The 12,740-nt window shown below is 71.1% G+C and carries 13 protein-coding genes; 10 read left to right on the forward strand and 3 right to left on the reverse strand.

Annotated elements, in window-relative coordinates; genetic code table 11:
- Positions 1-55: 55 nt before the first annotated feature.
- From AVP41_RS13210 to AVP41_RS13245, 8 genes are all read left to right on the forward strand, one after another.
- Complete coding sequence (locus AVP41_RS13210; RefSeq protein ID WP_067165180.1) at positions 56-940, forward strand: TIM barrel protein; 885 nt, start codon at positions 56-58, stop codon at positions 938-940.
- Between the two features lie 21 nt (positions 941-961).
- The gene (locus AVP41_RS13215; RefSeq protein WP_067165183.1) at positions 962-2,182 is read left to right on the forward strand and encodes an aromatic ring-hydroxylating oxygenase subunit alpha; all 1,221 of its coding nucleotides are present in this window, start codon (positions 962-964) and stop codon (positions 2,180-2,182) included.
- Positions 2,169-3,146 carry a PDR/VanB family oxidoreductase gene (locus tag AVP41_RS13220; protein WP_197464334.1) on the forward strand — a complete coding sequence of 326 codons (978 nt, stop codon included), beginning with the start codon at positions 2,169-2,171 and terminating at the stop codon, positions 3,144-3,146. Before AVP41_RS13215 ends, AVP41_RS13220 begins: the two co-directional genes overlap by 14 nt.
- 65 nt (positions 3,147-3,211) lie before the next feature.
- Positions 3,212-3,637 (forward strand): SRPBCC family protein, encoded by a 426-nt coding sequence (locus tag AVP41_RS13225; protein WP_231902749.1) that lies wholly within the window; start codon positions 3,212-3,214, stop codon positions 3,635-3,637.
- Between the two features lie 33 nt (positions 3,638-3,670).
- Positions 3,671-4,615: a prolyl aminopeptidase gene (gene pip / locus AVP41_RS13230; RefSeq protein ID WP_231902750.1), complete on the forward strand. Its 945-nt coding sequence runs from the start codon at positions 3,671-3,673 to the stop codon at positions 4,613-4,615.
- A 37-nt stretch (positions 4,616-4,652) separates the two neighbouring features.
- The gene (secA2, locus tag AVP41_RS13235; protein WP_067165191.1) at positions 4,653-6,965 is read left to right on the forward strand and encodes an accessory Sec system translocase SecA2; all 2,313 of its coding nucleotides are present in this window, start codon (positions 4,653-4,655) and stop codon (positions 6,963-6,965) included.
- A gap of 56 nt (positions 6,966-7,021) precedes the next feature.
- Positions 7,022-7,297 (forward strand): hypothetical protein, encoded by a 276-nt coding sequence (locus AVP41_RS13240; RefSeq protein ID WP_067165193.1) that lies wholly within the window; start codon positions 7,022-7,024, stop codon positions 7,295-7,297.
- The gene (locus tag AVP41_RS13245; protein ID WP_067165196.1) at positions 7,294-8,073 is read left to right on the forward strand and encodes an aminoglycoside phosphotransferase family protein; all 780 of its coding nucleotides are present in this window, start codon (positions 7,294-7,296) and stop codon (positions 8,071-8,073) included. The genes AVP41_RS13240 and AVP41_RS13245 overlap by 4 nt, the downstream gene beginning before the upstream one ends.
- 35 nt (positions 8,074-8,108) lie before the next feature.
- Here the strand turns inward: AVP41_RS13245 and AVP41_RS13250 are convergent, their stop codons facing one another.
- Positions 8,109-8,714, reverse strand: coding sequence for a DUF4304 domain-containing protein (locus tag AVP41_RS13250; RefSeq protein WP_067165199.1), 606 nt, complete (start codon positions 8,712-8,714; stop codon positions 8,109-8,111).
- Positions 8,715-8,838: 124 nt separating this feature from the next.
- Between AVP41_RS13250 and AVP41_RS13255 the strand changes: the two genes are divergently transcribed.
- Positions 8,839-9,258 (forward strand): hypothetical protein, encoded by a 420-nt coding sequence (locus tag AVP41_RS13255; protein ID WP_067165202.1) that lies wholly within the window; start codon positions 8,839-8,841, stop codon positions 9,256-9,258.
- A gap of 26 nt (positions 9,259-9,284) precedes the next feature.
- On the opposite strand, the gene AVP41_RS13260 is transcribed toward AVP41_RS13255, so the two are convergent.
- Both AVP41_RS13260 and otnK read right to left on the reverse strand, forming a co-directional pair.
- Positions 9,285-9,977: a class II aldolase/adducin family protein gene (locus AVP41_RS13260; RefSeq protein ID WP_082829217.1), complete on the reverse strand. Its 693-nt coding sequence runs from the start codon at positions 9,975-9,977 to the stop codon at positions 9,285-9,287.
- A complete protein-coding gene (gene otnK, locus AVP41_RS13265) occupies positions 9,974-11,215 on the reverse strand; it encodes a 3-oxo-tetronate kinase (protein ID WP_067165205.1) in 1,242 nt (413 codons plus the stop codon). The genes AVP41_RS13260 and otnK overlap by 4 nt, the downstream gene beginning before the upstream one ends.
- A 135-nt stretch (positions 11,216-11,350) precedes the next feature.
- Here otnK and AVP41_RS13270 point away from each other — a divergent pair, with 135 nt between their 5' ends.
- Complete coding sequence (locus AVP41_RS13270) at positions 11,351-12,727, forward strand: homoserine dehydrogenase (RefSeq protein ID WP_067165983.1); 1,377 nt, start codon at positions 11,351-11,353, stop codon at positions 12,725-12,727.
- The last annotated feature ends 13 nt before the right edge of the window (positions 12,728-12,740 follow it).

Below are 12,740 nucleotides of genomic sequence, written 5' to 3' on the forward strand. Positions count from 1 at the left end.
CAAGACGTATATCGTTTCGCTCACAGCTCCACTTGAGCAACTGATAGGAAACGCCATGACCCGCCTTGCCACTCCCGCTCTGCGCACGTTCCAGTCGCTGTGGGCGATGGAGGACCTGCCGACGGCAGCGGCCCCCTGGACGCTCGAGGAACAGATCGGGCTGCTCGTCCAGGCGGGCTACGCCGGTGTCGCCGTCGACCTCGGTGCCCGCCGGGCTCCGACCGCCGAGGCCCTCGCCCTGGCGCTGGCCGGTTCGGGGCTGGAGCGGATGGTGTTCACCTTCGCCGGAACCACGGCCGCGCTCGACGAGGCCCTCGACTACGCCGCCCGGATCGAGGCCCGCGACATGGTGCTGTGCGCCAGCGTCTACCCGGACGAACCGCGGGAGGCGGCCGACCTGGTGGCCGGCTGGCATGCCCGGGCGGCGGCCGCGGGTGTCCACCTCGAGCTGGAGACCCACCGCAACACCCTCACCAACGATCTGCGGTTCACGCGGCGCCTGGTGGACGAGCTCGATCCGGCCGTGCGGCTTGCGATCGACCTGTCCCACTACATCGTCGGTGCCGAGATCCCCGCCGAGCCCACCGCAGAGATCGAAGAGAAGATCGCGGCGATCCTCTCTCGCGCGGGCAGCCTGCAGGGGCGGATCGCCTCCCGCTGCCAGGTGCAGATCCCGCTCCACCACGAGGGGTCGCAGCCCTGGATCGCGCTCACCCGCCGCTGGTGGCGAGACGGCTTCGCGCACCTCCTCGCCGCACGCGAGGGGGCGGCCCGTGAGGAGCCGGTGACCTTCGTCACCGAGTTGGGCACGACCCCGTACGCCCTCGTCGACGCCGACGGCGTCGAGTTGTCCGACCGCTGGGCCGAGGCCCGGCAGCTCATCGAATGGGCGGAGGCGGACCTCGCCGCCGCCGCCCGCACCGTTCCGCTTCCCGCCTGATCACCCGCAGAAGGACTCCCGATGGACACCGCCTCCACCACCCCGGTCACCTACATCCCCACTGCCAGCGGCAAGAACGTGATCGTCGAGGGCCCGCTCACCGAGGCCACGCTCGGCACCTCGATCGTCCCGGCGTACGCCTACACCGACGAGGAGGCGTTCGCCCACGAGCAGCAGACGATCTTCCGCTCCGGCTGGTCGTGGGCCGGCTACGCGCACTGGATCCCGAACGTCGGCGATGTCCGCCCCGTGACGATCGCCGGGTCGCCGCTCCTGCTCGTCCGCTCCACCGAAGACGAGATCAAGGTCTTCCACAACTCGTGTCGACACCGCGGGATGGTCCTCACCGAGGAGCCGATCGAGGTCACCCAGCGCATCCAGTGCGCGTACCACTGCTGGTCGTACAACCTCGACGGCAGCCTTGCCGCCGCCCCGTACTTCACGCGGGAACGTCGCGGCAACCCGTCTCCCGAGGCCAAGGAGCGTCTCCACCTGCTGCCGGTCGCCGCTGCGACCTGGGCGGGCATGATCTTCGTCAACCTGTCCGATGACCCCCGTCCGTTCCTGGAGTCGGCGGGGCCGCTCGTGGAGCGGTGGTCGTACATCGACTTCGACCGTCTGCACCTGGGTGCCGAACGGGAGTTCGATCTGGCCGTCAACTGGAAGCTGTGCGTGGAGAACTTCCTCGACTTCTACCACCTGCCTTTCGTCCACCCGCAGGTCGGCCCGGTCGCGGCGTCGCTGGACGTCGACGACGTCGTGATCGAGCCGTCCCTCATCGTCGGCGGCTCCTATCCCCGGGGGGCCGTCGGCAAGGCCAAGAAGAGCGAGGATCAGCTCCCCTATCTCGGCGACGTCCCCGACGACAAGAAGGAGTCGCAGGACATCTTCTGCCTCTTCCCGAACGCGCTGGTGTTCCTGGAGGCGGACTGGTTCCAGGTGATCGCGCTCGACCCACGCTCGGCGACCCACACCGTGGAGCACATGGCGGTGTTCGTGGACAAGGACGCGGACGACCCGCGGTTCGCCGAGAGCATCTCCTCGCTGGTCGAGGTGCTCTTCCACGTCAACGAGCAGGACATCCCCTTCCTCTACAAGCTCCAGGCCGGACGGCGTTCGGTCGGTTCCGACCACACGTCGCTCGTGGAGCACTGGGACCAGATCACCGCGATGTTCCAGACGATCGTCGCGTCTCGCGCCGGCTACGGCACGGGCTCGGAGGCGGCGCGTGTCGACGACTGAGATGATGCGCGACCGGCTCGTCGTGCGGGAGGTCGCCCCGCTCAGTGCCGACGTCGTGCGCATCACGGTCGCGGCCGAGGACGGTCGTCCGCTGCCGCCGTGGGGTCCCGGCGACCACATCGACATCGAGCTGACGTCGGGGCTGACCCGGCAGTACTCCCTGTGCGGCGCGCGCGCCGAGGCCGACGCCTGGACGGTGGCCGTGCGGCTGGATCGCGCCGGCCGGGGCGGATCGGCGTTCGCGCACGAGGGACTCCGCGCGGGCGACGCGGTGCGGGTCGCCGGCCCGCGGGCGACGTTCGCCCTGGAGCATGCGCCCGACTACGTCCTGGTCGCGGGAGGCATCGGCATCACCCCCATCCTCACGATGGCCGAGCACCTGACCGAGAGTGGCACCCCGTTCCGCCTCTACTACTTCGACCGGGGCGCCGAGCGGATGGTGTTCCGCGAGCGCCTCGCCGCCCTCGGGCCCGCGGCGGTGATCGTCGACCGTGCGGTCGATACCCACACGACGCTCGCCGCCGTCGTCGCCGGCGCCGGTCCCGACGCCCTCGTCTACGCGTGCGGACCACGGCGGATGCTCGACGAGCTCACCGACCTCGTGGAGCCGGGGCGGCTGCGCGTCGAGGATTTTGCTCCGGCTCCGGCATCCGCGACTCCGGAAGACGGGGAGCCGACGGGTGCGGCGTCCGATGCGTCGGCCTTCGAGGTGCAGCTGGGGGCGGGGGGTGAGGTCCACCCCGTCCCGGCCGGGTGCTCCCTGCTCGACGTGCTGCTGAAGGCCGGGGTGGACGTCATGTGGTCGTGCCGCGAGGGCAACTGCGCGAGTTGCGAGACCACCGTCATCGATGGGGTGCCCGATCACCGAGACGTCATCCTCACCGACGACGAGAAGGCGGCGAACGACGTCATGTTCCCGTGCGTCTCGCGTTCGCTCACACCGCGCCTGGTGCTCGACTGTTGAGACGTGTCTCTCCGACGCGGGCGGAGCTGGTGCGGATCGCGGGTGCCGGGCCATAGCGTGGTGAGGTGACTCGCGATTCGGTGACCGTGGAGACGAGCGTGCGTGCGCCCGTGGAGACGGTTTGGCGACTGTTGACGGTCGAGCGCGACGCGTGGTGGCCGGAGATGCGTTTCGAACCTGTCGTCGGCGCCCCGCTGGTGGAGACGTGGACCGAGGGCGGCCTCCCGGCGAGTGCGTCGGGCACCGTGACCCGCTGCGACGAACCGCACCTCCTCGGGTTCCGCTGGAGGGAGCCCGGCTGGCGCGCTCCTCTGGAGGTCACCATCCGGATCTCCTCCGGCGCCCTTTCGACCTCCGTCACCCTCCACGAGTCGGGGTTCTCCCGCGCGCAGACGCCGTCGTCGCTCCCCGACGAGCACGAGCAGGGGTGGCGCTACCACCTGGAGCGGTGGAAGCAGGCGAGCGAGGGCCGCGTCCCACCCGCCACCTGAGCCGTGAGCGGGTGGCCCGGTTATCCTTCGACCGTGCACCCTCCGCTCGAACCGTTCGCCTCCGGCATCCTGTCGCGCCCCGGAGGGGTGGGCCTCTACTGGGAGACGTCCGGCAACCCGGAGGGGCGACCGGCGCTGTACCTCCACGGCGGCCCGGGCGGCGGGCTCGGGCGAGGGGGCTATCGTCGACGGTTCGACCCCGACACCTACCTGATCGTCGGGCTCGACCAGCGGGGGTGCGGCCGGAGCACGCCGTGGGCCATCGACGACCTCGACCACCTCGACGAGAACACGACCCCCGCACTCCTGGCCGACATCGAAGCGCTCCGCGCGCACCTGGGCCTCGACGCGTGGTTGATCCACGGCGTCTCGTGGGGATCCACCCTCGCGCTCGCCTATGCGCTCGCCCATCCCGAGCGGGTCACGGAGCTCGTCCTCACCGCCGTCACAACCGGCGCGCGGTCGGAGATCGACTGGATCACCGAGGGGGTGGGAGTGATCTTCCCCGAGGCGTGGGCGGCGCTCGCGGCGGCCCTCCCTCCCGGGGAGCGCGTCGTGGAGCACTACGCGGCGCTGCTGAGGAGCCCGGACCCGGCGGTCCGCGCCGCGGCGGCCGATCGCTGGGACGCGTGGGAGTCGACGCACATCTCCCTCGACCCCGCCTACCGGCCGGGTCCGTCCCACGAGGACTCCCGCACGCGGCAGAACTTCGCGACGCTCGTCACGCACTACTGGGCGAACGACTGCTTCCTCCGCGGTGACGAGGTGATCCTCCCGCGGGCGGCGGCCCTCGCGGGGATTCCGGGGGTGCTCATTCACGGTCGCTACGACGTCAGCGGACCCGCGATCACGCCGTGGCTCCTGCACCGGTCCTGGCCCGGAAGTCGTCTCGAGATCGTCGAGACCGAAGGCCACGGCGGGGAGATCGAGATGGCGCTCACCACCGAGGCGATCGACGGCTTCGCGCGACGCGGGTGATCCCGCCGCCCCGAGGCCGCGTGTTTGGATGGGCAGCATGAAGCGGTGGGTGGCGCGGGCGATCGGCGCACCCGGCGCGACGTCGTTCGCCCGGTTCGAGCGGATCGTCACCGGGGCGGAGGCGCGGCGGCCGTGGGCGGCGGCGCTCGACGACGCGTCGGTGTCCGCCGAAGCGCGCGAGGCGGTCAGCGCGATGGCGGGCGTGGTGGCTTCTCCGCGGCTCCTCGCCGTGCTCCGCACGGCCGCGAGCCGTGCGGTCGGGCAGGAACCCTTCGACGAGCAGCTCCTCGCCGTGTGTGCTCTGCTCTCGGGCCACGCCGTGGAGATGGACACCGGCGAAGGGAAGACGCTCACGGGAGCGCTCGCGGCGGCGGCGTTCGCGCTCGCCGGCCGCCGCGTGCACGTGCTGTCGGTGAACGACTACCTGGCGGAGCGCGATGCGGAGTGGATGCGCCCCCTCTTCGAGCTGCTCGATATCTCCGTCGCCTGGATCGGTCAGCGGACGGACACCGACGCGCGACGACGCGCCTATCGCGCCGACGTCGTCTACGCGCCGGTGAGCGAGGTCGGCTACGACGTGCTCCGTGACCGCTTCGTCACGGCAGTGAGCGACCGGGTGGAGCCCGGCCTGGACGTCGCCCTCGTCGATGAGGCCGATGCGGTGATGATCGACGAGGCGATGTCTCCCCTCGTCCTGGCCGGTGCCTCGCCCGAGCCGCCCGAGGAGTTCACCCTCGCCGACGCGATCGTTCGGGACCTCGACGCCGACGCGCACTACGCGATCGACGCCGACCGCGTCACGGTCTCGCTCACCGACGCCGGTCTCGATCAGCTCGAGCAGCGGCTCGGCGGGATCAACCTCTACGACACGGCGCACACCGCGACCCTCACGAAGGTCAACCTGGCCCTCCACGCCCACGTCCTGGTCCACCGCGACGTGGACTATCTCGTGGTCGACGATGCGATCACCCTGATCAACTCGGCCCGCGGACGCTTGGCGCATCAGCAGCGGTGGCCCGATGGTCTGCACGCCGCCGTCGAGGCGAAGGAGGGGCTGCCGATCTCCTCGCCCGGGCTTGTGCTGGACACGCTGACGGTCCACGACCTGCTGCGCTCGTACGCCACCCTCACCGGCATGAGCGGCACCGTCGTCGCCGTCGCCGACGAACTGATCGAGTTCTTCGAGCTGCGGTCCGGGCGCGTGGAGCGGCGCCGCCCGAACCGCCGCGTCGACAGGGTGCCGCGCGTGTTCGTCGACGACCGGGAGCGCAAGGCCGCCGTCGTCGCGGAAGTCGTCGAGAGGCACCGCACCGGTCAGCCCGTGCTCGTCGGCACGCAGAGCGTCCGCGAGTCGGAGCGGTACGCCGCGGTGCTCGCCGCCGCCGGCGTCGACGCGCAGGTGCTGAACGCCCGCAACGACGCCAGCGAGGCGGCCGTGATCGCCCGCGCCGGAACGTTCGGGGCGGTCACCATCTCGACGCAGATGTCAGGTCGCGGCACCGACATCCGGCTCGGAGGCCCCGATGAGGCCGACCATCATCGGGTCGCCGCGACGGGTGGGCTCGCGGTGCTCCAGGTGGGACGCTATCCGTCCGCCCGGCTCGACGCTCAGCTCCGAGGACGCTCCGGACGCCAGGGCGACCCCGGCGTCACGCAGACGTACGTGAGCACCGACGACGAGCTCGTCCGGGCGCACGCCCCCCGTCACCACCTCGAGAAGATCCGACGCCGCGGATCGCGCCTCGACCAGACCACGCTTCGCTTCATCGTCGACCATGCGCAGCGCGCGGCGGAGAGCGCGCGTCGTACGAGGCATCGCGACACGTGGGACTTCAGCCGCGCGATCGCCCGGCAGCGCAGTACTGTCCTCGCCGCCCGAGCGGAGGTCCTGGCCGGGGATCGCGCCGGCGTCGAGCTCTCCGGGCGGATCCCGAACGAGCTCGACGCCCTCGCCTCGGCCTCTTCACCCGAGGCGGTCCATCGGCTCCTGCGGGAGGTCACCCTGTGGACCCTGGACGAGCAGTGGTGCGATCACCTCGCTCGCCTCACCGAGGTCCGCGACGGAATCCACCTCCAGGCGCTCGCCGGGGTGAACCCCCGCGACGAGTTCCATCGCATCGCGCTGCGTGAGTTCCATGGGTTCTTCACCGCCGCCTACGACCGCGCCGCCGAGATCGTCCGCGCCGTCTCCATCGACCAGGTGGGGGAGGGCATCGCGGCCCTCGGGCTGCGCCGACCCTCGGCGACCTGGACGTACATGACCAGCGACAACCCCCTGGGCTCCCCGATCGACAGGGCGGCCCGCACCGCCGGCACGTGGGTGCGGTCCCGTCTCTATCGCATCGAGTAGCCGATCTCCGTCGCCTGGGGGAGGCGATCGAGTGACACCCCTCGTAGCGTGGAGGCATGGACAGCGGCATCGAGCAGGAGCGGCAGCACGCGTCGGCGGTCGAGGCGGCCCGCCTTCGGACGGGCATGAGGTGGCTCGTCGGCGGATCGATCATCGCGCTGATGGCCCTCGTCTCCTGGTCGATCCTGTCCGCGGCCAGCGGGTCGGCGGCGGGCATGGTGGCGGCAAGCTCGGGCTCTGTCGCGGTCGTCGTCGCCTGGACCACCGGATATGTCGCGATCTCCACCCGCCTGAAGCAACTCGCTGCGCCCGCCGATCCCGAGCGCGCGTGACCGAGGAGCACGCGCTCACCGGCGGCAACTCGACCGCCGTGGTGAGGGTGGGGGAGACGGTCCGACGCGAAGCCGGACCCTGGACTCCCGCGGTCCATACGCTGCTCCGCACGCTGCGAGCCGTGGGGATCGACGCCGTCCCGGAGCCGATCGGGTTCGACGATCGGGGCCGGGAAGTGCTCTCCTTCCTGCCGGGCGAGGTCGGCGCCTACCCGTTGCCGGGCTGGCTCTGGGATCCGAGGATCCTCGACGACGCGGGCGCACTGCTGCGGCGCGTCCACGAGGCGAGCGTGCCTCTGGTCGGTCAGGACCTCTCGTGGCGATCGCGCGCCGAACCCGCCGAGGTCATCTGTCACAACGATGCCGCCCCGTACAACATGACGTTCTCCGGAGGGCGGCTGACCGGCCTGTTCGACTTCGACATGGCCGGTCCCGGACCACGTCTTCGCGATCTCTCCTACCTCGCGTATCGCCTCGCCCCGCTGGCGGAAGACGCCGGTGCGGTGTTCAGCACGGAGCAGCGGCTGACACGCATCGACCGACTCGTCTCCGCGTACGGGATGGTCTTCGCGCGCTCCGAGGTGCTGGCCGCTGTTGCCGATCGTCTCCGCGAGCTCGCCGAGTACACCGACGGGCGACACCGCGAGACGGGCAACCCGGAGTTCGCCGACCACGCCGCGATGTACCGGCGGGATGCGCGTCGAGCGGAGCGACTGTCTGGCGAGGCGACGGGCGCGGCGCGTCCGGAAGAGTCGCGCGCCGGGGATGAGGCCTGATCCGGTGGCGGCGCGGATCCGCGGGGTCGCGCGATTCAGTCCAGGGCGACGCCGTGCTCGGCTGCCACCCGCTCGAATTGGGCGTAGAGCCGGGGCCAGCGCTCCTCCTGCCCGAACCGTTCCCGCGCGTCCTCGACGTGCTGACGGGCGGCGGCGGCGTCGCCCGTGGCGCACCACCATGCGAGCAGCGTCGTGTCCAGGGGTGCGTCGCTCTCGCGGAGCACGGCGGCCAGTGACGCGCCGTCGACGACACGGCTGAGGTGGGCGTCGAGCTCGCGGAGAGCGGTGGCGAACGCGTCGTCGAGGGCGTCGTCGGTCCACTCCTCCACGTCGATCCACTGCCCCGGCCACGTGATGACGTCCTCGAACCGCGTGACGTACTGCGGTGTCGCACGCGTGAGGTCGTCGGGAACCGCCGATCCGATGGTGCGCGCGAACTCCGCCGAGTAGGCGCTGACGTTCACATAGATCCGCAGGTGGCCGGCGGAGTTGCCGTGACTGCGCTGCGGGCTGATGCCGTGCACCACGTCGCCGGTGACCCGAGTCCACTCCCACCGCTTCTTGCGATACCCCCGAGGTTTCAGCTCCGGCGTGATCACGCGGGCGGCGAAGGCGGTGAGACGGGGATCGAGATCGGCCACGACACCCGATGGTAGGGCCAGACACCGCCGATGCGTCAGCGGCCCTCACCATCATCCTTCCGGTGGATCACGATCATCCACGCGCCCGACGATGGCTGCGCTGCGGATTTCTAGCGTGGAAGCCATGAGCAACGAAACCGGAATCCCCGGACTGGCCGGGCTCGGCCTCCTCTCCATCGTCCTGATCCTCGCGGGCTGCTCCGCGATCGACGATGTCGCGCACGGGAGCGCCCAGACCACCTACCCGAACGCCCCGGCATTCGAGAAGGACCACGCCGACACTGCCGCCTGGCTGCCCGCCGATGCCACATCGGTGACGCTCGTCTCATCGACGCGTGCAGACGGGGTGATGACGCTCGCCTACGACTCTGCGACCGCCCCGGAGGGGTGCGAGTCCGTCGCGCGGCAGTCGAGCCCGACGATGAGCATCGACACCGACATCGACGTCTATGCGACCTCGTCCGTGCTCCTGTGCGGACAGTGGGCCGTGGCTCACGAGGCCGGTCAGTGGCTGGCCTGGACGCCGGCGACCGAGGCGAAGTGATCGGCCCGGCTGCGCGCTGAGCGGCGTCAGGCGGAAGGGGCCTCCGACACCCGCTCGCGCCACGGCATCCCGTAACGCTGGGTGAGCTCCACGATCTGATCCTCCGTCAGGAGGCGGTAGCGGTCGTCGGGCTGGAGGAGCCAGGTGCGCGCCGCCTCTTCCACTTCGATGGCGGCGTGGAGGGCCGCGTCCGGGTTCTGGCCCGCCGTGATCTGACCGTGGTTGGCCAGCAGCGCGCCCCGGAAACGCCACGGGGAGCGTCGCACCTCGTCGGCTTGGCGCACGTCGCCCGGCGCGTAGAACGGGATGAGCGGAACCTGTCCCACCTTCATGAGGAAGTAGGGCGTCACCGGAGGGAGCGCGCAGTGGTCTGCCCACGGCTCACGGCACGAGGCGGCCACGGCGTGCGGAGAGTGCACGTGCACGATCGAGCGCATCTCCGTGTCCCTCTCGTAGAGGGCGATGTGGAGGAAGACCTCTTTCGAGGGACGAGGACCGTCGAGGTGCCGTCCGTCCAGGGCGACGATCGACAGGGCGTCCGGGTCGAGGGCCGCGAGGTCGGCGTTGGTGGGGGAGATCGCGAGGAGATCCCCGTCGCGCACGCTGACGTTGCCCGAACGTCCGGGGCTCAGACCCGCCGTCGTGGCGGCCGCAGCGGCGGACACGAGCGCGATGCGCTGATCGAGCGCGATGGTTCCGGTTGCCGAATCGAGGCTCATGCGAGAAGCTCCCACGCGTTGGTGAACATGTCGTCGGCGCCGAAGTTCCCCGACTTGAGGGCCAGACCCATCCGGCCGTGCGCGGTGAGGGCATCGGTCCACACCACGCCGGGGGCGATGACCTGCCCCACGCGGAGCGAGGCGATCCCGAGGTCGTGGACGACACGGCCGCTCGTCTCGCCGCCCGCCACGATGAGTGCACCCAGCCGGGGCGCGGCGTGCTGGGCGACGAGACCGAGCACCCACTCCACGTCGTCGCCGGACACGGCGGACGGCGCCGCGTCGAGGTCGGTCAGCGAGTCGGTCGCGTAGACGAGGGCCGCGCGTCCCGGCGCGGCATCCCACTGCGCCGTCACCCATGCGAACACCTCGCCGGCGTAGGCGACCGGATCGTCGGCGATGCGTGCCGCGTCGAGCTTGAGGGTGGGCAGATGCTCCCGCGCGTGCGCCACCTGGCGACGGGTGGTGGCCGAGGCGGACCCGCTGAGGATCAGCCGTTCTCCCGGACGGGCGACAACGGGGTCGCCGCCGGTCGCCTCGTCGTCACCGTCGGCACCCAGCCCGAGGGCGAGCCCGGCGCCACCGGTGAGGAGGACGTGCTCGCCCGCGGCGCGGGCCAGCGCGACGAGGTCGTCGTCGTCGATCGCGTCGGCGATGACGATCCGGGGCTCTCCCGCGGGGGCGAGCTCGTCGGCGATCCCGCCCGAGCGCACGGCATCGAGGAAGAGGGAGGAGATCCCGAGCCGGGTCTGCGGACGAAGGAGCCGCTCCAGGCTGGCGTCGCGCATCGGTGTCAGCGGATGGTGCCGCATGGGGCTCTCATCGAGGGGCACGTGTCCGACGAACAGGCGCCCCTGGTAGACGGTGCGGCCGTTGCGGGGGTAGGCGGGTGCGACGAGGGCGACGTCCAGGCCGAGTTCGGGAAGGAGAGCGTCGATGACCGGCCCGATGTTGCCCTCGGGCGTGGAGTCGAACGTGGAGCAGTACTTGAAGAAGAACGTGCTCGCTCCCTGGTCACGAGTCCACTGGATCGCGGCGGTGCTGGCGGCCACGGCGTCGGCCACCGGAGCCGTGCGCGACTTGAGCGCGACCACGAGCGCGTCGGCCTCCCGCAGGTCGTCGGGGTCGACGCGGTCGACGTCGAACACGACGAGGGCGCTCCGCCCGACCGCAGCGAGAACGGACGCGATGTCTGTGGCGCCGGTGACGTCGTCTGCGACGCAGCCGATGATGCTCATGTGTTCCTCCACGTCCCAGCATATACAGGTTATGTGAGGTTATGTGAATGTGTTTGACTCAGATGTGAATCTATGGTTATGTGCTCTCGTGCCCGTCTGGGCACACGACGACGTGTGGAGTCAGGACGGGTGACGATGAATGTGACGGCGCTGCTCTCGCGAACCAGCGGAGAACCGGTGCGCTTCGCGCTGACGGGGGCCAAGGGAGCCTACGCGAGAACCCTCCTCGCCCAGGCGAAGCTCGGCGATCTCGTCCGTCCCACCGTGCTCTGCGATCTCGACACCGAGGGCGTCGTCGCGCTGTGCACCGACCTCGGCTACGCCCCCGACTCCTTCGTGATCGCCGCGTCGGCCGACGAGGTCGCCGCGGCGGGGGAGCGGATCGCGATCGTCGGCGACCTCGACCTCATCCGCGCGTCCGACGCCGACGTGCTCGTCGAGGCCACGGGAAGCCCGGTCCACGGCACCCGTGCGAGTCTGGCGGCGATCGAGGACGGTCGTCACGTCGTGATGGTCTCCAAAGAGGTCGACACCGTCTCGGGCCCCGCTCTCGGGCGGGCGGCGAACGAGGCCGGCGTGGTCTACACCCTCGCCCACGGCGACCAGCCCGCCAACCTCCTGGATCTCATCGGATGGGCGCGACTGGTCGGATTCGAGGTCGTCGCGGCCGGGAAGTCGAGCGAGTACGACCTCGTCTACGACCCCGCCGCCGGCACCGTCACCCAGCTGGATGAGACGCACGACGTCGACACTGCAGCGTTCGAGCGTCTCCTCGCGCTCGGAGAGGTCGAGACCACCCTCGCGGCTCGCGCCGCTGCCGTCGCGGCGTTCACGCGGAGCGCCGCGGCCGACCTCTGTGAGATGTCCGCCGTCGCCGCCCAGAGCGACCTCGTCCCCGACACCGAGCTCTTCCACTACCCCGTGGCCCGGATCGCGGAGCTCGCCGACATCTACGCGCTCCGCGCCGACGGCGGCATCCTCGACGCCCCCGGCCGCGTCGACGTGTTCAGCGCGCTGCGCGTGGTCGGTGAGCCCAGCTTCGCGGGCGGAGAGTTCGTCGTCGTACGCACCGGCGACGCGTCGACCTGGGAGGTGCTGGGTCAGAAGGGGCACGTCCTCAGCCGCGACGGGCGGTACGCCTGCATCTTCTGGCCCTATCACCTGATGGGTGTCGAGACGGTCGCCACCATCGCCGCGGCCGCGCGGCTCGGGGTGGGCACCGGCCGCCCCGGCGCGGCACCTCGCGTGATGATGGCGGGCCGGGCCCGGCACGATCTCGCCGCCGGCACCCGCCTGACGATGGGCGGTCACCACCACGAGATCGAGGGCGTCGCCCCGGTCGTGCGGGAGATCGCCGCCACCCCCGCCGACACGGCGCCCTTCTACCTCGCCGCCCACACGACGCTGGCGCGTCCCGTGGCGGCGGGCGAGCTGATCACGATTCCCGATCTCGCCGACCCCGAGCCGCTGCTGCTCGAGACGTGGTCGACGGCGCGAGCCCTTCTCGTCTGACTCTCACCCGAAC

The sequence above is a fragment of the Microbacterium sp. TNHR37B genome, from assembly GCF_001620065.1.
Classification (GTDB): domain Bacteria; phylum Actinomycetota; class Actinomycetes; order Actinomycetales; family Microbacteriaceae; genus Microbacterium.